The organism is Streptomyces sp. NPDC050549 (assembly GCF_040655035.1).
Lineage (GTDB): Bacteria > Actinomycetota > Actinomycetes > Streptomycetales > Streptomycetaceae > Streptomyces.
This window is the reverse complement of the sequence record NZ_JBFAJD010000047.1, coordinates 1-21,381: the sequence shown is the minus strand read 5'-3', so window position 1 is coordinate 21,381 and position 21,381 is coordinate 1. Positions and strand designations below refer to the sequence as shown.

16 protein-coding genes and 2 pseudogenes are annotated in these 21,381 nt (G+C 70.7%); 12 read left to right on the top strand and 6 right to left on the bottom strand.

Features of this window, described 5'->3' with window-relative positions; genetic code table 11:
- Window positions 1–42 precede the first annotated feature (42 nt).
- Window positions 43–213: pseudogene (locus AB0I51_RS41440) on the top strand (DUF5713 family protein); the annotation flags it as partial.
- A gap of 99 nt (window positions 214–312) precedes the next feature.
- On the opposite strand, the gene AB0I51_RS41435 reads toward AB0I51_RS41440, so the two are convergent.
- On the bottom strand, window positions 313–2,532 hold the full coding sequence (locus AB0I51_RS41435; RefSeq protein ID WP_362983557.1) for an NADP-dependent isocitrate dehydrogenase: 2,220 nt from the start codon (window positions 2,530–2,532) through the stop codon (window positions 313–315).
- A 210-nt stretch (window positions 2,533–2,742) separates the two neighbouring features.
- Here AB0I51_RS41435 and AB0I51_RS41430 point away from each other — a divergent pair, with 210 nt between their 5' ends.
- A complete protein-coding gene (locus AB0I51_RS41430) occupies window positions 2,743–4,314 on the top strand; it encodes a M1 family metallopeptidase (protein WP_362983556.1) in 1,572 nt (523 codons plus the stop codon).
- 18 nt (window positions 4,315–4,332) lie between these two features.
- Here the strand turns inward: AB0I51_RS41430 and AB0I51_RS41425 are convergent, their stop codons facing one another.
- Window positions 4,333–5,430, bottom strand: coding sequence for a mechanosensitive ion channel family protein (locus AB0I51_RS41425; RefSeq protein WP_362983555.1), 1,098 nt, complete (start codon window positions 5,428–5,430; stop codon window positions 4,333–4,335).
- A 387-nt stretch (window positions 5,431–5,817) separates the two neighbouring features.
- Between AB0I51_RS41425 and AB0I51_RS41420 the strand changes: the two genes are divergently transcribed.
- From AB0I51_RS41420 to AB0I51_RS41400, 5 genes and pseudogenes are all read left to right on the top strand, one after another.
- Window positions 5,818–7,257 carry an FGGY family carbohydrate kinase gene (locus AB0I51_RS41420; protein WP_362983554.1) on the top strand — a complete coding sequence of 480 codons (1,440 nt, stop codon included), beginning with the start codon at window positions 5,818–5,820 and terminating at the stop codon, window positions 7,255–7,257.
- Window positions 7,254–8,657 (top strand): FAD-dependent oxidoreductase, encoded by a 1,404-nt coding sequence (locus AB0I51_RS41415; protein ID WP_362983553.1) that lies wholly within the window; start codon window positions 7,254–7,256, stop codon window positions 8,655–8,657. Before AB0I51_RS41420 ends, AB0I51_RS41415 begins: the two co-directional genes overlap by 4 nt.
- Window positions 8,654–9,601 (top strand): annotated as a pseudogene (locus AB0I51_RS41410) (FAD-dependent oxidoreductase); the annotation flags it as partial. The gene AB0I51_RS41415 and the pseudogene AB0I51_RS41410, both read left to right, overlap by 4 nt.
- A gap of 101 nt (window positions 9,602–9,702) precedes the next feature.
- Entirely contained in the window at window positions 9,703–10,632 is a 930-nt protein-coding gene (locus AB0I51_RS41405; RefSeq protein WP_362983552.1) for a low temperature requirement protein A, read from the top strand.
- On the top strand, window positions 10,566–10,871 hold the full coding sequence (locus tag AB0I51_RS41400; RefSeq protein WP_362983551.1) for a hypothetical protein: 306 nt from the start codon (window positions 10,566–10,568) through the stop codon (window positions 10,869–10,871). Before AB0I51_RS41405 ends, AB0I51_RS41400 begins: the two co-directional genes overlap by 67 nt.
- Window positions 10,872–11,119: 248 nt before the next feature.
- Here the strand turns inward: AB0I51_RS41400 and AB0I51_RS41395 are convergent, their stop codons facing one another.
- Window positions 11,120–12,052, bottom strand: a complete 933-nt coding sequence (locus tag AB0I51_RS41395) for a lysylphosphatidylglycerol synthase transmembrane domain-containing protein (protein ID WP_362983550.1) — start codon at window positions 12,050–12,052, stop codon at window positions 11,120–11,122.
- A gap of 138 nt (window positions 12,053–12,190) precedes the next feature.
- On the opposite strand from AB0I51_RS41395, the gene AB0I51_RS41390 reads away from it, so the two are divergent.
- Window positions 12,191–14,065, top strand: coding sequence for an ABC transporter ATP-binding protein (locus tag AB0I51_RS41390; RefSeq protein ID WP_362983600.1), 1,875 nt, complete (start codon window positions 12,191–12,193; stop codon window positions 14,063–14,065).
- A gap of 7 nt (window positions 14,066–14,072) precedes the next feature.
- Here the strand turns inward: AB0I51_RS41390 and AB0I51_RS41385 are convergent, their stop codons facing one another.
- Window positions 14,073–15,524, bottom strand: coding sequence for a cytosine permease (locus tag AB0I51_RS41385; RefSeq protein WP_362983549.1), 1,452 nt, complete (start codon window positions 15,522–15,524; stop codon window positions 14,073–14,075).
- Window positions 15,525–16,267: 743 nt separating this feature from the next.
- Between AB0I51_RS41385 and AB0I51_RS41380 the strand changes: the two genes are divergently transcribed.
- Window positions 16,268–16,420, top strand: a complete 153-nt coding sequence (locus AB0I51_RS41380) for a hypothetical protein (protein WP_362983548.1) — start codon at window positions 16,268–16,270, stop codon at window positions 16,418–16,420.
- Between the two features lie 72 nt (window positions 16,421–16,492).
- Window positions 16,493–17,167 carry a hypothetical protein gene (locus tag AB0I51_RS41375; protein ID WP_362983547.1) on the top strand — a complete coding sequence of 225 codons (675 nt, stop codon included), beginning with the start codon at window positions 16,493–16,495 and terminating at the stop codon, window positions 17,165–17,167.
- Here AB0I51_RS41375 and AB0I51_RS41370 read toward each other — a convergent pair.
- Window positions 17,127–17,516 carry a metalloregulator ArsR/SmtB family transcription factor gene (locus tag AB0I51_RS41370; protein ID WP_362983546.1) on the bottom strand — a complete coding sequence of 130 codons (390 nt, stop codon included), beginning with the start codon at window positions 17,514–17,516 and terminating at the stop codon, window positions 17,127–17,129. The genes AB0I51_RS41375 and AB0I51_RS41370 overlap by 41 nt on opposite strands.
- 134 nt (window positions 17,517–17,650) lie before the next feature.
- Between AB0I51_RS41370 and AB0I51_RS41365 the strand changes: the two genes are divergently transcribed.
- Together AB0I51_RS41365 and AB0I51_RS41360 are read left to right on the top strand one after the other, a co-directional pair.
- Complete coding sequence (locus AB0I51_RS41365) at window positions 17,651–19,630, top strand: heavy metal translocating P-type ATPase (RefSeq protein WP_362983545.1); 1,980 nt, start codon at window positions 17,651–17,653, stop codon at window positions 19,628–19,630.
- Between the two features lie 44 nt (window positions 19,631–19,674).
- Window positions 19,675–20,028: a (2Fe-2S) ferredoxin domain-containing protein gene (locus AB0I51_RS41360; protein WP_362983599.1), complete on the top strand. Its 354-nt coding sequence runs from the start codon at window positions 19,675–19,677 to the stop codon at window positions 20,026–20,028.
- 82 nt (window positions 20,029–20,110) lie between these two features.
- Here the strand turns inward: AB0I51_RS41360 and AB0I51_RS41355 are convergent, their stop codons facing one another.
- Entirely contained in the window at window positions 20,111–20,881 is a 771-nt protein-coding gene (locus AB0I51_RS41355; RefSeq protein ID WP_362983544.1) for an MFS transporter, read from the bottom strand.
- Window positions 20,882–21,381: the final 500 nt, after the last annotated feature.

The following is a 21,381-nucleotide window of genomic DNA, read 5'->3' as shown; positions in this document are numbered from 1 at the left end:
CGTTGTCAGTGGCGTGGTGCACGATCAAGGTATCGGCATCGACGATCACGGACCGGGGAGTTCAACGCCCTTCAGGGCGACTTCGAGGCGGCCGACAGCGAGATCGAGACCGTGGCGCGCGAGGAGATGGCCGAGGACTTCTGGTTCGTTGCCAAGGCGTACGGCTTCGCCGATGCGGACGTGGAGGAGCTGATCGCCGTACGGGACTGGTGAGCCTTGGAGGTGTGCTCGCGCCAACGCCGCCGCCCCGGCCGGAGGGGACCCCGGCCGGGGCGGACAGACGAGCGCGAGTGGCCTGGAAGGCTCCGTGCGTCAGCTCAGGGAAGCCAGCGCCTCGTTCCACGTCGTCGACGGGCGCATGACCTTCGCGGCCTTGGCCGGGTCGGGCTGGTAGTAGCCGCCGATGTCGGCCGGCTTGCCCTGGACCGCGAGGAGTTCCTCGATGATCGTCTGCTCGGCGCCCGCGAGGGTGTCGGCGAGACCGGCGAAGGCCTTGGCCAGGTCCGCGTCCTCGGTCTGCGCGGCCAGCTCCTGCGCCCAGTACAGGGAGAGGTAGAAGTGGCTGCCGCGGTTGTCGATGCCGCCGACGCGACGGGTCGGCGACTTGTCCTCGTTGAGGAAGGTCGCCGTGGCGCGGTCGAGGGTGTCGGCGAGGACCTTGGCGCGGGCGTTGCCGGTGAACGTGGCGTACTGCTCCAGGGAGGGGACCAGCGCGAAGAACTCACCGAGCGAGTCCCAGCGCAGGTAGTCCTCCTTGACCAGCTGCTGCACGTGCTTCGGCGCGGAGCCGCCGGCGCCCGTCTCGAAGAGGCCGCCGCCCGCCATCAGCGGGACGACCGACAGCATCTTGGCGCTGGTGCCCAGCTCCAGGATGGGGAAGAGGTCGGTCAGGTAGTCGCGCAGCACGTTGCCGGTCACCGAGATCGTGTCCTCGCCGCGGCGGATGCGCTCCACCGACAGCTTGGTGGCCTCGACCGGGGCGAGGACACGGATGTCCAGACCCTCGGTGTCGTGCTCCGGCAGGTACGCCTCGATCTTCTTGATCAGCTGGGCGTCGTGCGCGCGGGTCTCGTCGAGCCAGAACACCGCCGGGTTCCCGGTGGCACGGGCACGCGTGACGGCCAGCTTCACCCAGTCCTTGATCGGGGCGTCCTTGGTCTGGCAGGCGCGGAAGATGTCACCCTTGGCGACCGCCTGCTCCAGGACGACGTTGCCGGCCTGGTCGACGAGGCGGACCGTACCGGCCGCCTGGACCTCGAAGGTCTTGTCGTGGGAGCCGTACTCCTCGGCCTTCTGTGCCATCAGACCGACGTTGGGCACCGAGCCCATCGTCGAGGGGTCGTAGGCGCCGTGGGCGCGGCAGTCGTCCAGGACGGCCTGGTAGACGCCGGAGTAGGAGGAGTCCGGGAGCACCGCGAGGGTGTCCGCCTCCGCGCCGTCCGGGCCCCACATGTGGCCGGAGGTGCGGATCATGGCCGGCATCGAGGCGTCGACGATGACGTCGGACGGCACGTGCAGGTTGGTGATGCCCTTGTCGGAGTCGACCATCGCGAGCGCGGGGCCCTCGGTGATCTCCGCGTCGAAGGAGGCCTTGATCGCGTCGCCCTCGGGCAGCGCGGCCAGGCCCTTGAGGATGCCGCCCAGACCGTCGTTCGGGGAGAGACCGGCCGCGGCGAGCGTGGCGCCGTACTGCTCGAAGGTCTTCGGGAAGAAGGCGCGGACCACATGGCCGAAGATGATCGGGTCGGAGACCTTCATCATCGTGGCCTTGAGGTGCACCGAGAAGAGGATGCCCTCGGCCTTGGCGCGGGCGATCTGCGCGGTGAGGAACTCGCGCAGCTCGGCGACGTGCAGCACGGAGGCGTCGACGACCTCGTCCTTGAGGACGGGTACCGACTCGCGCAGCACGGTGGTGGTGCCGTCCTCGGCGACCAGCTCGATGCGCAGCGCACCGGCCTCGGTGATCGTCACGGACTTCTCGGTGGAGCGGAAGTCGTTCTCGCCCATGGTCGTGACATTGGTCTTGGAGTCGGCCGACCAGGCGCCCATGCGGTGCGGGTGGGTCTTGGCGTAGTTCTTGACCGAGGCGGGGGCGCGCCGGTCGGAGTTGCCCTCGCGCAGGACCGGGTTGACCGCGGAGCCCTTGATCCTGTCGTAGCGGGACTGGATGTCCCGCTCCTCGTCGGTCTTCGGGTCGTCCGGGTAGTTCGGCAGCGCGTAGCCCTGCTCCTGCAGCTCGGCCACGGCGGCCTTGAGCTGCGGGATGGACGCCGAGATGTTCGGCAGCTTGATGATGTTGGCCTCGGGCGTCTTCGCCAGTTCGCCCAGCTCGTGCAGGGCGTCCGGGATCCGCTGGTCCTCGGTGAGGTACTCCGGGAACACGGCGATGATGCGCCCGGCCAGCGAGATGTCCCGCGTGGTCACGGCGACACCCGCCTGCGAGGCGTACGCCTGGACCACCGGCAGGAAGGAATACGTCGCCAGGGCCGGGGCCTCGTCAGTGTGCGTATAGATGATGGTCGAGTCAGTCACCGGTGCTCCGCTCCACGTCTGCAACATTGCTCGACATCAAGATATCTCGTGATGGGATCCCACTCGACAGCGGTCCGTCCGCACTGCGCGAACATCTGTCCGTCGATCAAGGGCAACCGACCGCCCGGTCCGGAAGTCAGTAAGGGGTGGATCACCTTCACTGACCGACGGCCGGAGCTGACCACCCGGCCGCCCGAGCGAAAGCGGATCATGAGAAATCGCACCAGAGTGACGGCCCCGCTGGCCGCCCTGATCGGTACGGCAACAGCGCTGACCACGGGTTCCCCGGCCTTCGCGGCCGGACGGGGGAACGGCGACGAGACGAACGGACGGGGCCACGGTGAAGAGGGTGCAGAGACCCTCGGCGACCCGGTCTTCCCGAGTCTCGGCAACGACGGCTACCGCGTCCGCTCCTACGACCTCGACCTCGCCTACGACGCGACGACCAGGCTCGTCGACGGCACGGTCACGATAGAACTCCATACGAGCGATTGCCTGACCCGGTTCTCCCTCGACGCCCTCGGCCTCGACATCCACGAGGTCCGCGTCCAGGGCCGTAGGGCAGATTTCGAGCAGGCCGACCAGAAGCTGCGGATCACGCCCGCCGGAACCCTCCCGGCGAAGGCCCGGGTCACCGTCTGCGTGGAGTACTCCGTCGACCCGGGCCGCGCCGCCGCGCCCGCCGGCGGCTGGGTCGTCACTCCCGACGGTTTCGCGGTGTGCGGCCAGCCGAACCTGGCGCACACCGTCTTCCCCTGCAACGACCACCCCAGCGACAAGGCCGACTTCACCTTCCGGATCACCGTCCCGGACGGGCTGCGCGGGGTCGCGAACGGCCAACTGGTGGGCACCGCGCGGCTGGACGGCGACCGGACCGCGTTCAGCTACCGCTCACGCTCGCCGATGGCGACCGAGCTGGTGCAGATCACGGTCGGCGACTACGTCGTCAAGGAGCGCGGCGGCCCGCACGGCCTGCCGCTGCGGGACATCGTGCCGACGGCCCGCGCCGCCGCCCTGGAACCGGCGCTCGCGCTGACGCCGGGCCTGGTGGACTGGCTGGAGCAGCGGCTGGGGGCCTTCCCGTTCGAGACGTACGGACTGCTGCCCTGCAACTCCGACGACCCGAATGCCTTCGACTTCACGGGACTTGAGACCCAGACCCTCACCCTGTACAAGCCGAACTTCCTGCTCCAGGTGGAGAGCAAGATCGGCTCGCACATGATGCACGAGCTGGTCCACTCCTGGTTCGGCAACAGCGTCAGCCCCGCCACCTGGGCCGACCTGTGGCTGAACGAGGGGCACGCCGACTTCTACGGGCTGCTCTACCGCTACGAGCGCGGCTGGGCCGACTCCCTCGGGCTGACCACGATGGAAGCCCGCATGAAGGACACCTACGCGCGCGGCGACCAGTGGCGCCACGACTCGGGCCCGGTGGCGGCCCCCAACGCGGTCAACCTCTTCGACAGCCAGCGCTACCTGGGTGGCGTCCTGGTCCTGTACGCCTTGCGGGAGTTGATCGGCGAGGACGTCTTCCACGCCGTGGAACGTGCGTTCCTCGCCCGGTACCGCGACTCCTCGGCGACGACGGAGGACTACATCGCCGTCGCGTCGCGGGTCTCCGGCCAGGACCTGTCCGGCTTCCTGCGGGACTGGCTCTACGGCACGACGACGCCGCGCATGCCCGGCCATCCGGACTGGACGGTGACGCCGGTGAAGCCGACGCTCACCGTCCCGCACGGCCGGACCGGCGGGCACTACCACGACAACTCGGCGACTCTCTGAGGGACTTGACCGGCCAGGTCAGTCGAGCCGGGCGGAGGAGACTTCGCCCGGCTCGTCCTCAGGGATCCGCTGCTGCGGTATGGCGATGGCGCCCTGCTGCAACGCCACGGTCCGTGTGGGCGCCGGGATCCGGATGCCTTCCGCGCGATACCGCTTGTGCAGGCGCTTGATGAACTCGTGCTTGATGCGGAACTGGTCGCTGAACTCGCCCACGCCCAGGATCACCGTGAAGCCGATCCGGGAGTCGCCGAAGGTGTGGAAACGGATGGCCGGTTCGTGCTCCGGGATCGCGCCGGTGATGCCGGTCATGACCTCGGCGATGACCTCCATGGTCACTTCCTCGACATGCTCCAGGTCGCTGTCGTAGCCGACGCCCACCTGGACCAGGATCGTCAACTGCTGCTCGGGACGCATGAAGTTGGTCATGTTCGTCTTGGCGAGCTGGCCGTTCGGTATGACGACGAGGTTGTTGGAGAGCGCCCTGACCGTCGTCTGACGCCAGTTGATGTCCTCGACGTATCCTTCCTCGCCGCTGCTCAGCCGGATGTAGTCGCCGGGCTGCACGGTCTTCGAGGCGAGGATGTGGATGCCGGCGAAGAGGTTGGCGAGGGTGTCCTGAAGCGCGAGCGCGACGGCGAGACCGCCGACGCCCAGGGCGGTGAGCATCGGCGCTATCGAGATGCCGAGCGTCTGCAGCATCACCAGGAAGCCGATGGCCAGGACCAGTATCCGGGTGATGTTGACGAAGATGGTGGCCGAACCGGCAACGCCGGAGCGGGAGTTGGTGACAGCCCGGACCAGACCGGCTATCACCCGGGCCGCCGAGACCGTCACGGCGAGGATGACCAGCACCCGGAGGGTCTGGTTGACCTGGTGCTGGACCGTGTGCGTCAAGGGCAGCACCGCCCCTGCGACCGCCGCGCCACCGGCGATCGCCGACCACGGCACCACGGTCCGCAGCGCGTCGACGATCACGTCGTCACCGCTCCACCGGGTCCGGTCGGCGTGCTTGCCGAGCCAGCGCAGCAGTACGCGCAGCAGAAAGGCCGCCAACAGGCCCGAGGCCAGGGCGATTCCGGCCAGCATGAAGTCGTCCAGGGTCGGCGTGCGGTTCATCGGTCACCTCCGGGGAACGAAGCTGCGGCGGAGAGGGCCGCCGACGGCCGGATGTGAAGTGTCGTCACGTTGCCACCTGCTCGAATTGCGGGCATTGCCGGTATTGCGCTCACGCCGGCCGGGAGGGACCCGTACACCGGCGCGACCGCTCATCCTGCCGTATCCGGACGGGGAGTTCGTACCCGGTGCGGGGCTGTGAGCATGGGTTTCGGACGACGCCCGTACCACCGTCGAGCGCGGCAAGTCGCACGTTCCGCATCACCACCGGTTTCCCCTCCCTCCCCAACTCCACAGATATATCTGCCAGTTGACTGAAGATCAGAAATGCTTGACGTGGTGTGCGGACCGGCGGCAGGCTGTCGGGCGTTGATCTACGGGAGGGGTGGTATGACGGGTCCGGTACTCGCCGTCGACCAGGGAACATCCGGTACGAAGGCCCTGGTGATCTGCCCCGAACGCGGCGTGATCGGCACCGGGTTCGTCTCGGTGGGAAACCGTCGGCTGCCGGGCGGCCTGGTGGAGGCCGACCCCGAGGAACTGTACGAGTCGGTGATCGTCGCCGGCCGCCGCGCACTCGCCGAGGCCGACGAACCCGTGACCGCCCTGGGCCTCGCCAACCAGGGCGAGACCGTACTCGCCTGGGACCCCGACACCGGCATGCCCCTGACCGACGCGCTGGTGTGGCAGGACCGCCGAGCCGAGAGTGTGTGCGCCGAACTCGCCGAGCACGCGAATGAGTTACGCCGACTGACCGGCCTGCCGCTCGACCCGTACTTCGCCGCGCCCAAGATGGCCTGGATCCGCCGCCACCTCACCCGCGAGGGCATGGTCACCACCAGCGACTCCTGGCTGGTGCACCGCCTCACCGGCACCCATGTCACCGACGCCGCGACGGCCGGCCGTACCCAACTCCTCGACCTGGACAAGACCTCTTGGTCGCCCCGCGCCCTCGACCTCTACGGACTCCTGGACGAACGCCTCCCGGGAGTCGTCGACTGCGCCCAACCCATCGGTACGACCACCGCGTTCGGCGCCGAGATCCCCCTCACCGGACTCGTCGTGGACCAGCAGGCGGCCCTGCTCGCCCAGCGGATCACCGCCCCCGGCGGCGCCAAGTGCACCTACGGAACAGGGGCGTTCCTGCTCGCACACACCGGCGACACACCCCGGCACGGGGACTCGGGCCTGGCGAGCTGCGTGGCGTGGCGGCTGGACGGCCGGACCAGTTACTGCCTCGACGGGCAGGTGTACACGGCGGCGTCCGCCGTACGCTGGCTCACCGACCTCGGCGTCATCACCGGCCCCGCCGACCTCGACCGCCTCGGCGGCACCGTCCCCGACAACGGCGGCGTCACCTTCGTCCCCGCCCTGGCCGGACTCGCCGCCCCCTGGTGGCGCGGCGACCTGCGCGGCTCCCTCACCGGTCTCGGCCTCGACACCACGGCCGGACATCTGGTGCACGCCTTGTGCGAGGGCCTCGCCGCACAGGTCGTCGGACTCGCCGAAGCCGCCGCCACGGACCTCGGCGCACCCCTCGACGTGCTGCGCGTCGACGGCGGCCTCACCCGCTCCGCCCTGCTCATGCAGACCCAGGCGGACCTGCTGCAACGCCCCGTCGAGGTGTCCGTACTGCCCGACGCGACCGCCCTCGGCGCGGGCGCGCTGGCCCGCCTCGGCGCCGAGCCCGGACTGGCCCTCGCCGACGCGCTGCCCGACGGGAAACCCTCCGCCGTCTACGAGCCCCGTATCGGTCCCGACCGGGCGGCCGAACGCCTCGCCGCCTTCCGGGCCGAGGTCACCGCCCTGCTCGACCGCACCCCCGTATGACCGTCACGGCCAACGGCCCGCTCCCGTCGCGGAGTTACGACGTGGCGGTGGTCGGGGCGGGGGTGGTCGGCTGCGCGATCGCCCGCGAACTGACCCGCCACCCGGACCTGCGCGTCGCGATCGTCGAGGCCCAGGACGACGTCGGCCAGGGCACATCCAAGGCCAACACCGCGATCCTGCACACCGGCTTCGACGCGGTACCGGGCTCACTTGAAGCCCGCCTGGTCCGCGAGGGCGCCCGCCGGCTCACCGCCTACGCGGCCGAGTCGGGCATCCCCGTCGAGCAGGTCGGCGCGCTGCTCGTCGCCTGGGACGAGGAACAGCTCGCGGCGCTCCCGCACTTGGCGGAGAAGGCCGTACGCAACGAATACGGCGACGCCCGCCTCATCGAGCCGCCCGAACTCCACGCACGCGAACCACACCTCGGCCCCGGCGCGCTCGGCGCCCTGCACGTGCCCGGCGAGAGCATCATCTGCCCGTGGACGACGACACTGGCGTACGCCACCCAGGCGGTCCGGCACGGAGTCGACCTGCACCTCAACTCCCGTGTGGAGAAGACGAGTCGGCAGGACGGCGACCATGTGCTCAGCACCACCCGGGGCACCCTGCGCGCCCGGTACCTCGTCAACGCCGCCGGACTGCACGCCGACACCCTCGACCGCCGGCTCGGCCACCACGACTTCACCGTGACCCCGCGCCGGGGTCAGCTGATCGTCTTCGACAAGCTCGCCCGCGACCTGCTCCGCCACATCCTCCTGCCCGTCCCCACGGCACTCGGCAAGGGAGTGCTGGTCGCCCCGACCGTCTACGGCAACCTGCTCCTCGGCCCCACCGCCGAAGACCTGGACGACAAGCGGGCGACCGGCTCGACCGCCGAAGGCCTCGCCCTGCTGCGGGAGAAGGGCGCCCGCATCCTGCCCGCGCTGCTCGACGAGGAGATCACCGCCGTCTACGCCGGCCTGCGCGCCGCCACCGAGCACGACGACTACCGCATCACCGCCCACCCCGGGCAGGCGTACCTCACGGTCGGCGGCATCCGCTCCACCGGCCTCACCGCGTCCCTCGCCATCGCCGCGCACGTCACCGTTCTGCTCGCCGAGACGGGCCTCGAACTCGGCCGGGCACAGGACCTGGATCCGGTACGCATGCCCAACCTGGGTGAGGCATTCCCCCGCCCCTGCCAACGGGCCGAACTCGTCGCCGCAGACCCGGAGTACGCCACCCTCGTCTGCCACTGCGAGCGCGTGACGCGCGGCGAGATACGGGACGCGCTCGCCAGCACGATTCCGCCGCGCGGCCTCGACGGGCTGCGTCGGCGTACGAGGGCCCGGGCCGGCCGCTGTCAGGGGTTCTACTGCGGGGCGGCAGTGCGGGAGTTGTTCGAAGGGGGCGGGGCGTGACCGGCCCACTCCGCCACGTCGACGTCCTGATCGTCGGCGCGGGCCCCGCCGGACTCGCCGCCGCCGCGCGGCTCGCCGCTGCCGGAATCGCCCGCGTCGAAGTCCTGGACCGGGAACAGCAGGCCGGGGGAGTACCCCGGCACTGCCACCACGGCGGCTTCGGCACCTGGACGCGTCCCCTCGCCGGGCCCGCGTACGCCCGCCTGGCCCTCGGCGCCGCCGTGCGTGCCGGAGCCGTCGTCCGTACCGGGGTCACCGCCCTCGACTGGGCGGGGCCGCTGGCTCTCGACACCGTTGGCCCGCGAGGGCCGGAGATCGTCCGTGCGGCGGCCGTCGTGCTCGCCACCGGAGCCCGTGAACGCCCCCGCGCCGCTCGCCTGGTGCCGGGCACCCGGCCCGGCGGGGTGTACACCACCGGCGAGTTGCAACAGGCGGTGCATCTGTACCGGCAGCGGATCGGCACCCGGGTGGTCGTGGTCGGTGCCGAGCAGGTCTCCTACGCGGCGGCCGACACCGCGCGGGCCGCCGGGGCCGAAGTCGTCGCGATGGTCACCGAGTTGGGACGCTCGCAGACGACGACCGCCCGCGCCCACCACGCCCGCCTCCGACACCGCGTCCCCCTCCTCGCCGACGCCACCGTCACCGAACTCCTCGGCCACGGACGGCTGTCCGGCGTCCGAGTCCGCCACCGGGACGGCCGTATCGCCCAACTGGCCTGCGACACGGTCGTGTTCACCGGGGACTTCGTGCCCGACCACGAACTCGCGAGGCGTGGCGGGCTCGTGCTGGATCCCGGCACCCGGGGTCCAGCCGTCGACGGGACCCTGCACACCTCGCGGCCCGGCGTGTTCGCCGCCGGCGGTGTGCTGCACCCCGGGGAGAGCGCGGCCACCGCCACCCGCGAGGGCAGCCATGTCGCCGCCGCCGTAGGGGAGTTGCTCGCAGAGCCCCGGAGTTCCCACAGCAGGCGAGCCGACTCGCCGCAGTAGCAGCCCGGTTCGCCGATTCCGTGCCAGCCGGTCCCCGCCCGTGCGCCGATACGGCGATGACCGACGCTACCGCGACAACGACCGTCCCGGCCGTTCAGGTGCGCGCCCGGGCCACCCGGGCGGAGCTCTTCCTCGATCTGGTCCTCGCGTTCGGCGGGGGCCAGATCGCGCACCTGCTCGCCGGACACCACACCTGGGCCGTCCTCGGACAGTGTCTGCTCGTCCTCGTCCCGCTCTGGTGGGCCTGGGTGGACGTCGTCATGGCGATGAACGCCGTCCACGAGACCAATCTGCAACGCGTGTTCCTCCTGATGACCGCACTCGCCGTCCACGGCATGGCGGTCGCCGCGCCACAGGCACTCGCCGACCGGGAACAGGCCCTGCTGTACGCGGGCGGCTACCTCGCCCTGCGCCTGCTCATCGGCGAGGCCATCCGCAGGGAGTGCGCCCTCCACACCATCCACCCCTACCGCGCCGGACTCGCCTTCGCCCTGGTGCTGTTCGCCGCCGCCACCCTCCCCGCCCCCTGGCGCGAGGTGTGCTGGGCATTCGCGGTGATCGCCGAACTCGTGGCGCCCGTGCTGCTCAGCGGCCATCTGCGGCGACTGGCCTTCGGCGTCGACCATCTCCCGGAGCGCTTCGGGACCGTTCATCATCGCCCTCGGCGAGAACATCTTCTCCGTCGGTGCCGGAGTCGCCAAGGGTCCCCTCGACCCGGTCAGCCTGACCGCGCTCGTCCTCGCCCTTCCTCATCGGCTGCGCCCTGTGGTGGCTCTACTTCCACATCGCCGCCTCGGCCGTCGCCCACGCCCTGCGCACCCACCCCACCTCCGCCGTCGTCGTCCGCGACGTCTTCAGCTAGGGCCATCTCGCCCTGGTCGCGGGCCTGTTGCTGGTTTCCGTCGGCGCCGCACGCACCGTGCACGACCCGCTGCGGGCCCCGCACTCCGGCGCCGCCGGACTGCTGCCCGTCGGCGCCGCCCTGATCCTGCTCACGTGCTGCTACACGCGTCGCCGCATGTTCGGCGCCACGTCCGCCACCCGCTTCCACCGCGGGCCGGTCCTCCTGGCCGCCGTCGTCGTCGCGCCCCTGGTGCCGGCCCTCGCCGTGCTGGCCCTCACCACCCTGCTGCTTCTGCTGGTCAACGGCGTCGAGCACTGGCTGATCAGTACCGGCCGGAGCGTGCCGCTGGCGCTGCGTTCACGGTCCTTCGGCGCGACCTGACGCAGTGCGGGGGCGGACCTCGGGCAGTGCCGCCGGCTTCCTCGCGACGCGCGCGAGGGCCGGCCCGCCGTTCCTACGGTCGCCGTATGCAACTTTCCCGTTCGGAAGACGAGGTGGCGTGATGCCGTCCCGCAGCGCCTTACCGGACTTGCTGTCGCTGTCACTCGGCTACTTCGGCCTGGGGACGATCTCGCTGGCGGCCGTGGGCCTGAACGGTCCGATCGGGGACGATCCGGAGTTCTCGTGAATCAGATGACTCTCAGCCGGACCAGCGCGCCGAGCGTCAACGCGCCCGGAATGATGGGGATCCAGACCGTGATGATCCGGTACGCCAGCACCACCGCAGTGGCCACCGCGACCGGGCCGCCCGCCGCGACCAGCGCCACGATCAGCGCGGCCTCCACCGAGCCGATCCCGCCCGGCGTGGGCACCAGCGCGACGGCCACCGTCGCCGCCAGATAGGCGAGCGCCATCTGCGCCGGCGGCACCGGCAGGTCCAACGCCTGCCCCACGGCGACCAGTCCGGCCGCCTGGAGGGCGGGGAACGCCAGCGAACCGCCCCACAGCGCGAGCGCCCGGGCCGGACGGCTGTGCACGGAACGGGCCTCGCTCAGCGCGGTGCGCAGGAACGACAGGACGGCCGTACGCAGCCGCCGCACCAGAACGAGCACGACGACCGCCGCGCACAGCACGGCTCCGATGATCAGCAGCAGCGGGCCAACTGCCCCCGCCGGAAGGAGGGTTCCCAGGCGCAGGGCGTCCGGGAAGGCGATCAGCAGACCGGTGAGCAGAGTCAGCCGCGCTATCGACTCCGCGAGCACGAACAGCGCCAGCGCCGCCGACGAACGGGCCAGGGGCAGCCCGCACACCGTCAGGAACCGCAGGTTCACCGCGCCCGCGCCAAGTCCCGTGGGCAGCAGATGATTTGCGGCGCCCGCCGCGAACTGCGTGGCCAACAGCCGCCGCGCAGGCAGCCGTTCGACCACGGCACCCTGCCGGGTGACCGCGGCGGCGACCCAGGTCAGACAGGTGGCACAGGCCGCCGCCGCCAGCCAGGGCCACTCCGCCGCCCGCAGCTGGCCGAAGCCCGCGACGAGGACCGACCGGTGCTGAACGGCGACGACGGCGACCAGGAGCAGCGGAAGCAGGCACAGGATCTGCCGGACGCGGATGTGTCTCACATCCCTGGAGGTTCTCCGCGCCACGACAACTGCGGGTTGCGGCAGCGGGGACAGTTCCTTACGCCCGTCGTTACACGAGGCTTTGGCGAACGCGTTGACCTCAACGCCGCTTGAGGTCCTACGGTCTACCCCATGAGCATGGAGAGCACCGCATGGACCCAACTGCACAGTGTCATGACCGCCGAACAGGAGCGCCGGCCGCTGGCCCGCGCCACGCTGCGCCGCATCGCCGCGTTCGCGCGACCGCACCGCCGCCCGATAGCCCGCTTCGTCCTGCTCGGGGTGCTGACCGCCCTGCTCGCCGTCGCGACCCCCGTACTGGCCGGGCATGTCGTCGACGCGATCGTGTCGGGCGGTGACGACGGCACCGTCGTACGCCTTGCCCTGCTCATCGCCCTGATCGCGGTCGCCGAGGCTGCCCTCGGGATCCTGGGCAGGCGGCTCTCCGCGGCGCTCGGGGAAGGGCTCATCCTCGATCTGCGGACGGCTGTGTTCGATCATGTGCAGCGCATGCCGGTCGCGTTCTTCACACGTACTCGTACGGGCGCGCTCGTCTCCCGACTCAACAACGACGTCATCGGCGCCCAACGCGCCTTCAGCAACACCCTGTCCGGAGTGGTCAGCAACATCGTCACGCTCCTGCTCACACTGGCCGTCATGCTCACCCTGTCCTGGCAGATCACCCTGCTCGCGCTCGTACTGCTCCCGGTCTTCGTGGTCCCGGCCCGCCGGATGGGCAGCCGGATGGCCCGCATGCAGCGCGAGGCGGCCACGCTCAACGCGGCGATGAGCACCCGTATGACCGAACGCTTCTCCGCCCCCGGCGCCACCCTCGTCAAACTCTTCGGCCGCCCCGAGGAGGAGTCCGTGGAGTTCGCCGAGCGCGCGAGCCGGGTCCGCGACATCGGCGTCCGCACGGCCACCGCCCAGTCGGTGTTCATCACCTCCCTGACCCTCGTCTCAGCCCTGGCCCTCGCCCTCGTCTACGGCCTCGGCGGCTGGTTCGCCCTGCACGGCACCCTGGAGCCCGGCGCGGTCGTCTCCCTCGCGCTGCTCCTGACCCGCCTCTACGCCCCGCTCACCGCGCTCGCCGGAGCCCGCGTGGAGGTGATGAGCGCCCTGGTCAGCTTCGAGCGCGTCTTCGAGGTGCTGGACCTGAAACCGCTGATCGAGGAGAAGCCGGACGCCCGCGAGGTCCCCGAGGGCCCGGTGGCGGTCGAGTTCGACGAGGTCCGCTTCGCCTACCCCTCCGCCGACAAGGTCTCCCTCGCCTCGCTCGAAGAGGTCGCCACCCTCGACACCCGCGGCGGCGCCGAGGTCCTGCACGGCGTCTCCTTCCGCGCCGAACCCGGCGAGACCATCGCCCTCGTCGGCTCCTCCGGCGCCGGCAAGTCGACCATCGCCCAACTCCTGCCCCGCCTCTACGACGTCGACGAAGGCGCCGTCCGCATCGGCGGGGTCGACGTCCGCGACCTCACCGCCGCCTCCCTGCGGGCCACCCTCGGCATGGTCACCCAGGACGGCCACCTCTTCCACGACTCGGTCCGGGCCAACCTGCTGCTGGCCCGGCCGGCCGCCACCGAGGACGAGTTGTGGGACGCGCTGCGCCGCTCCCGCCTCGACGATCTCGTACGGTCCCTGCCCGACGGCCTGGACACGGTCGTCGGCGAACGCGGCTACCGCCTCTCCGGAGGCGAGCGTCAACGCCTCACGATCGCCCGCCTGTTGCTGGCCCGCCAGCGCGTCGTCATCCTCGACGAGGCCACCGCCCACCTGGACAACACCTCGGAGGCCGCCGTGCAGGAGGCCCTGACGGAGGCGCTTCAGGGCCGCACGGCCGTGGTGATCGCCCACCGGCTGTCCACCGTGCGCTCCGCCGACCAGATCCTGGTCGTCGAGGCGGGCCGCGTGGTGGAACGCGGCACGCACGACGAACTCCTGGCCGCCGACGGGCGGTACGCCGAGCTGTACCGCACACAGTTCGCGAAGCAGCAGCCGGAGGCGGTCGCCTGACGGAGCATCAGGGCTCGCGGTGCTCGTGCGCCGCCTGCTCCAACATCTCGGCCTCCGCCTCGGCGACCCGGATCTCGGCCGCCACGTCGATCGAGCGGCTGAGCCACCAGTAGAGCAGCGCGGCGACCGGCAGCCCGACGAACAGGGAGAGGTCGGCGCCGTCCATGGCATGGGCGATGGGACCGACGTAGAGCGTGCCGACCGAGAAGAACGGCACCATCACACCGAAGCCCACGAGGTAGGAGATGATCCCGTGCCAGCCCCAACGGCCGTAGATGCCGTGCGGGTTGAAGATCTCCGCGATGGCGTAGTGACCGCGGCGCACCACGTAGTAGTCCATCAGGTTCACCGCGGTCCACGGGATGAACAGATAGAGCACCAGCAGCAGGAAGTTGTTGAAGTTGGTGAGGAAGTCGGAGGTCGCGGCCAGCGCGCCGACCAGGGACAGCAAGGCGGTCAGTCCGATCGTCAACAGCCGTACGGACACGGTCGGATGGACCCGCTTGAACGAGTCGATCGCGCTGATCAGGGTCAGCGAACCGCCGTACATGTTCAGTGCGGTGACGGAGATCAGGCCGAGGGTGGCGAAGAGGAGCACGATCGCGCCGAAGCCGCTGAACACCTTGCTGCCCGCCGCGTTGATCGAGCGGATCGTGTCGAAGTCCTTGCCCGCCCAGGCGGCGAGCAGCGCGCCCAGCGTCATCAGCCAGACCCCGCCGAGCGCCGAGCCGAAGTAGGTCCAGTAGAAGGTCTTGCGGACGGTCACGTCCGGCGGGAGGTAGCGCGAGTAGTCCGAGACGTAGATCGCCCAGCTGATCTGATAGCCGGCCACCACACCGAACTGCGCGAGGAACGGCGTCCAGGAGAAGCCGCCGAGGTCGAAGGAGCCCGCCGGATAGTGCAGGGTCGCCAGCACACCCACGGTGAAGATCCCGAAGACGACCAGGAAGGTGTACGTCAGGAACTGCTCCGCCTTGTGGATCACGTCGTAGCCGACCAGCGCGATCACGAAGCCGACCACGGTGACCACGGCCACCCACATCTTGGTGTTGCCGTGCACTGTGGTGTGCAGGGCCTCACCGGCCAGGATCGTGTTGAAGACGTTGAAGCCCGCGTACTGCACATAGGCGAACAGCCACACCAACAGGGCGCCCACGTAGCCGAATTGGGGCCGCGACTGGATCATCTGCGGCAGTCCGAGCTGCGGTCCCTGGGCCGAGTGGAAGGCCATGAAGAAGGTGCCGAGCAGGGTGCCGGCGACGATCGCGATCAGCGACCAGATGAGGTTGCCGCCCTCGGTGATGCTGATCAGGCCGACCGCCAGCGTGGCGATCTGTGCGTTCGACATGAACCACAGGGGGCCGAGGTGCCACAGCTTGCCGTGGCGCTCGTTGAGGGGGACGTAGTCGATGGAACGTATCTCCAGCCCCGACACCCGGGGCTCTGAGTCGGTGGTCACGGTGCCTCCCAGGTGCTGATCCAGCCTCTGTGGCCACATTCATCCCCCGCAGTGAACCCGGCAACCGCAACGCATACTGTGAAACCCGCCCTTGACCCGCGACTGCGGGCAGGGAGCCGAGTCCCGGGAGTGTCCGATGCTGCGCACCATGTTCAAGTCCAAGATCTGACGTTTGGTCATCTGTGCAGGTCAGAGGCATCATGAGCCCATCCAGGTCAGCAAAAGGTCAGCATGGAGTCCGGTAGGGTCTCGGCTCGCTGACCCGGGGGCTGTCACGGTCGGATCTGGACAGATGTCCGACTGTGACCCGAAAGGTCCGATACATGGCTCGCCGGCTCGCCCGCGGTATGGGGTCGTTCTTCAAGGGCTGCGACTGCATCTAACCGATTCAGTGCCCTCACCCTTACGCGATCCGCTTTCGGAACGGACGGGGCAGGCAGACCGAAGGGGGCGGCTTTCCCACGCAGGGCGACGCCATTGAACGTCTCACGCAGATTTACAGGGAGAAGAAGCGGACGGCGCCGTCCGCCGCGGAGGCGTGCCGAATTGGAGGCCGGCGGGGTCGGCCGGGGAAACCAGGTCAACATATTCCGCACCCTGAAAAAGATCCTCCGGGACGCCTGTGGCAAGGGAGCGACGGCGGAATATCCGGTGAAAGGTGTGCAGGAGCCGGAGTACGTCCGTCAGGCGGTGGTCATACCGACGCCAAGTTCTCCTCGGCCGACGAACTGCGGGCGTCGGCCGTGGTGGTCGCCAGTTGGATGGACGGTTTCGCGTACGTCCCCGAGTTGCTGGCGGCGCTCCTTCGCGAGGGACTCGCTTCGCGCAGCTCCCACCGCGCCGACCTCGCGGAGTTCGCGGGGAGGGAGGTGGTCGTGGTGGGCGCGGTCCAGTAGGCACAGGAGAGCGCGGCTCTGCTGAACGAAGCCGGAGCGCGGGTACAACTGCTGGTCCGCAGCAGGCGATTGGTGTTCGGCGCGGATCCGACGACTACGCCGCAATGGCAGCCGGACACGGGGCTGGGCTGGTCCTGGGGGCTGTACGGCGTCGTCTACCACGTGGCGGCCTTCCGCTTCCTGCCTGTGGCCATGAGGCTGCGGCTGGTGAAGCGGGTGCTGGGGCCTTTCGGTTCCTGGTGGCTCAAGCCCCGCCTGGAGGGCGTCGTGTCCGTCCACGTTGGGCAGCACATCATCGGGGCCGCGCGGAACGGCGACTGGGTCACCCTCACTACCCGGGACGCCGACGGGCGGATCCACGCCGTCGAGACCGGTTACGTTCTGGCTGCCACTGGCTACCGGGTCCGCCTCGACGCGGTGGACTTCCTCGCCCCCGAACTGACCCGCAAGGCCGGCTTCCCGCACCTCGACGCCGGACTCCAGTCGTCCGTGCCGGGCCTGTACTTCACCGGCATCCAGGCGGCGGCGACCTTCGGGCACTGCTGTGATCCACGTGCGGCACGGAGTTCGCGGCACCGCGACTCGCCGCATCCGTGGCGGCCAGGGGTTGACGGCGGAGGGGCCTGGGGGGACGTCGCTGCGGCAGGACGCCCCGGGCCGTCGGCCCGACCTCCGGCCGTCCCGCGTATGCGTGCCGGCCGCGGACTCAGGGGGTCCCGACGGCCGCGCTCGGGACTTTCGTCGTAGCGTCGCGCAGGCCGAGGCGCAGGTGCTCGACGTGGTAGAGGGCCTGCTCCAGGAGTTCGGCGACGTGGTTGTCGTAGAGCGCGTAGATGACCGAGCGACCCCGGCGCTCTCCGGTGACCAGGCCGAGGTTGCGCAGCAGGCGCAGTTGGTGGGAGCAGGCGGACTGCTCCATGCCGACGGCGTCGGCGAGTTCGGTCGCCGCGCACGGGCCTTCCTGGAGGCGGGTCAGGATCCGCAGCCGGGAGGGCGTGGCCAGGGCTTGAAGCGTAGCGGCGACGTCGGTGGCGCCCACGGCCTCCAGGCGCTCGCGCGCGGTGGCGGTGGTCTTGGCGTCAGCTCCGTGGCCCATGGCCTCCATCCTACGGAGATGCACGAATGAACGTATGAATGAGTCTTCATGTGATCCTGTACGGTGGAGGGGGTGGGGCCGGATCGCCGGCCGACCGTTGCTTCGTCATGCCTCCGTGAAGGACTTCCGCTCCGATGACCTCCACCCTCACCCCGCCGCACGCCGACCGGGCCGCGCCGCCCCGCGACGGCGATACCTCCCGGCGCCGCACCCGTGTCCTCGCCCTGTCCGAGGCGCGTTGGGCGGCTGCTGCCACCGTCCTCTTCCTCCTCGCCCTACCGCTGCAGCTGACCGGCGGACCGGTCTGCGTGTGGGGTCCGCTGTACGCGCTGTCGTACGCCACCGGCGGGTGGGAGCCGGGCTGGGAGGGGCTGAAGGCGCTCAAGGGCAAGACCCTCGACGTCGACCTCCTGATGATCGGCGCGGCGCTCGGTGCGGCGGCGATCGGGCAGGTCATGGATGGGGCGCTGCTGATCGTCATCTTCGCCACGTCCGGTGCGCTGGAGGCGCTGGCCACGGCCCGGACCGCCGACTCCGTGCGCGGCCTGCTGGACCTGGCACCGGCCATGGCCACCCGCCTCGACGCCGACCACGGGGAAGTGGCCGTCGCCGTCGAGGAGTTGGCCGTCGGTGACACGATCCTCGTACGGCCGGGTGAGCGCGTCGGCGCGGACGGCCGGGTGCTGGACGGGGCCAGTGACGTGGACCAGGCGACCATCACCGGCGAGCCGCTGCCCGTCGCCAAGGAGAAGGACGACGAGGTCTTCGCCGGCACTCTCAACGGCACCGGCGCCCTGCGCGTCCGTGTCGAACGCGGCGCCTCCGACTCGGTGATCGCCCGGATCGTACGGATGGTGGAGGAGGCGTCGGAGACCAAGGCGCCCACGCAACTGTTCATCGAGAAGGTCGAACAGCGCTACTCGCTGGGGATGGTGGCGGCGACGCTCGCCGTGTTCCTCGTCCCGCTCGCCTTCGGGGCGAACCTGACCGACTCGCTGCTGCGGGCCATGACGTTCATGATCGTGGCGTCGCCGTGCGCGGTCGTACTGGCGACGATGCCGCCCCTGCTGTCGGCCATCGCCAACGCCGGACGGCACGGCGTGCTGGTCAAGTCTGCCGTGGTCATGGAACGGCTCGGACAGGTGGACGCCGTGGCGCTCGACAAGACCGGCACGCTGACCGAGGGCACCCCGCGGGTCACCGACATCCGGCCGCTGGCCGGATCCGGGCTGGACGAAGGCGAGTTGCTGGTACTGGCCGCTGCGGCGGAGCACCCGAGCGAGCATCCGCTGGCTCGTGCCGTCGTGGATGCGGCACGCGAGCGCGGACTCGCCCTGTCGGTGGCGGAGGATTTCACCTCCGCGCCCGGCGTCGGAGTGACCGCCGCTGTCGACGGGCGCGCCGTCGCGGTCGGTGCCCCGGCCCGGCTGCTCGCGGGGGCGTCGGACGCGGGCTCCGCACGGGCCGCCGCGCTTGCGGGTGCGCTTGAGCAGGACGGCCGGACTGTCGTGCTGGTCACCCTCGCCGGGGGGCCGGTGGGCGTACTCGGCATCGCCGACCGCTTGCGCCCCGATGCCGCTGCCACTGTGTCGTCGCTGACGTCCCTCACCGGAACCGCACCCCTGCTGCTGACCGGCGACAACCCCCTTGCAGCCGCCCGCCTCGCGGCCGAGGCCGGCATCGAGGACGTGCGGGCCGGGCTGCTGCCGCAGGACAAGGTGAGTGCGGTCAGGGAACTGGAGGGCGCGGGGCGCAAGGTGCTGGTCGTCGGGGACGGCGTCAACGACGCACCCGCACTGGCCGCCGCACACACCGGCATCGCCATGGGCGGCGCGGGCTCCGACCTCGCGCTGGAGACCGCCGACGCGGTGATCGTCCGCGACGAACTCGCCGCTGTACCTGCAGTCATCGCTCTCTCTCGGCGCGCCCGCAAGCTCGTCGTCCAGAACCTCGTCATCGCGGGCGTGTTCATCGCTGCCTTGGTCGTCTGGGACCTGGCGGGGCACCTGCCGCTGCCCCTCGGCGTCGCCGGGCACGAGGGCTCCACGGTCATCGTCGGCCTCAACGGACTGCGACTGCTGCGTGAAGCGGCCTGGAAGCGGGGAGTCCAGTGAGCCGGGGCAAGGCCCGCGCCGCCGACCGGGCAGCGTCTTCGTGCATGGTCACCGTGTGCCGGGGCTGCTGCTGCGGCACGGCCAGGATTCCCGGCGTCGACCACGCCGCCCAACTCGCCACGCTGAAGGCCGAGCTGGGCTCCGTCGCCCGGATCCGGGCCGTGAACTGCCTCGACGCGTGCGAGCGGGCCAACGTCATCGTCGTACAGCCCTCACCGTCCGGACGCGCCGCGGGCGGGCAGCCGGTCTGGCTCGGGCTGGTCAACGACCCGGACGCGACGGCCGACATAGCCGCGTGGGTACGTGCCGGAGGGCCGGGCCTCGCTGAACCACCCGACATCCTCGACCTGTACGCCTTCGGCCCGTCCCGGCGGGTGCGGCGCGGCATCGAGGACTGAACGAGCGCCAGGCGTTCCGCCCATCACCGCCCGTTCAGCGGCGAGCGTGCAGTCCGTCGTGGAGCGGGTCGTGGCTGTGCCGTCAGCCGTTCGCGACCCGCGCGGTCCCGACGACGTGAGGGTGCGGCGCGTCGAGGCTGGTGTGGTCGTGCTCGACTGTCACCGGTTCCCGGGCCGACCACAGGCGCACCGCGAGCAGGCCCGCGGCAAGGGCGACCGCCCCGAGCACGACCACGGCCGCCTGGAGCCCCGCCTCCGCTCCCAGCCACCCGGCCAGCGGATACGTCAGCGGCCAGCAACTGTGGGACAGCGAGAACTGGGCGGCGAACACCGACGTCCGTTCCTCCGGAGGGGCCGAGCGACGGATCAGCCGGCCGGTCGGCGCGAGCACCATCGAGCAGGCGGCGCCGAAGGCGGCCCACACCACGAGCCGCCCGGGCCACCGCCAACTTCCGCTCCCGGCAGCCGTGATGGCGCCCAGCCCGACGAAGACCACGGTGAGCAGCAGAGCGCCGCGCAGCATGACCACACGGTCCGGGACCCGGTCCAGTACGCGGGGCAGCAGCAGCGCGACCACCATCGAGCCCGCGCCGTATGCGCCGAGCGCGAGGGACACGTCGGCGGCACTCTGGCCGAGCCGGTCGCGGACGTAGACCACGCTGTTGACCGTGACCATCGCGCTCGCGGCGGCGACGGCGAGGTTGAGGGCCAGCAGGGCGCGCAACTGCGGGGTGGGAGGAAGAGGCAGGTGCCGACGGTCGCCTTGGCGTACATGCTGCCCCTTCGCGGCGGGGTGGCCGCCCCGAAACTGCTTGAGGCTCGGGCATGCCGACTGGCCGATGAGCGGGTCCACGAGGGCAGCCCAATTATATGCCGCAACCGGTCGCCGACGTGCGTTTCCTACGCTCCGGAAGCCCAGTTGGACTCGGCGGGACCGGCTTCGTAGACGTATACGATGCTCAGCCTGACGTTCGGGTGCGCAGGCCGCCTGGCGTAGTCGGAACGAGCCGGCGATGAGTTCCGCTCGCGCCACCTCCGGAACCGGGCACGGTCCCTTCCTGCGGTTTCCCTTCTCCCGGGAGCCCGGCAGGCGGACGGATCCCTCGGAGAGAGTTGTTTCGGCGGTGTATCAGCGCGGCCGGCCGGGACTCCTCCCTCCCGACGGCCGACAAGCCGCCGCGTGAGCAGGACGGTGCGGGCCGATCCCGGGCCGTCCGCACGTCTCGTCTTTGGGGGAATCCGTGACCAACGAACCAACCGTCCAGGATCTGCCGTTCCTGTCCCAGGCGAACGCCCTGGGGCAGGGGTTCGACGTCTACGGCGTCTACGGCGCCGAGAGCCTGCTGCGGCCGA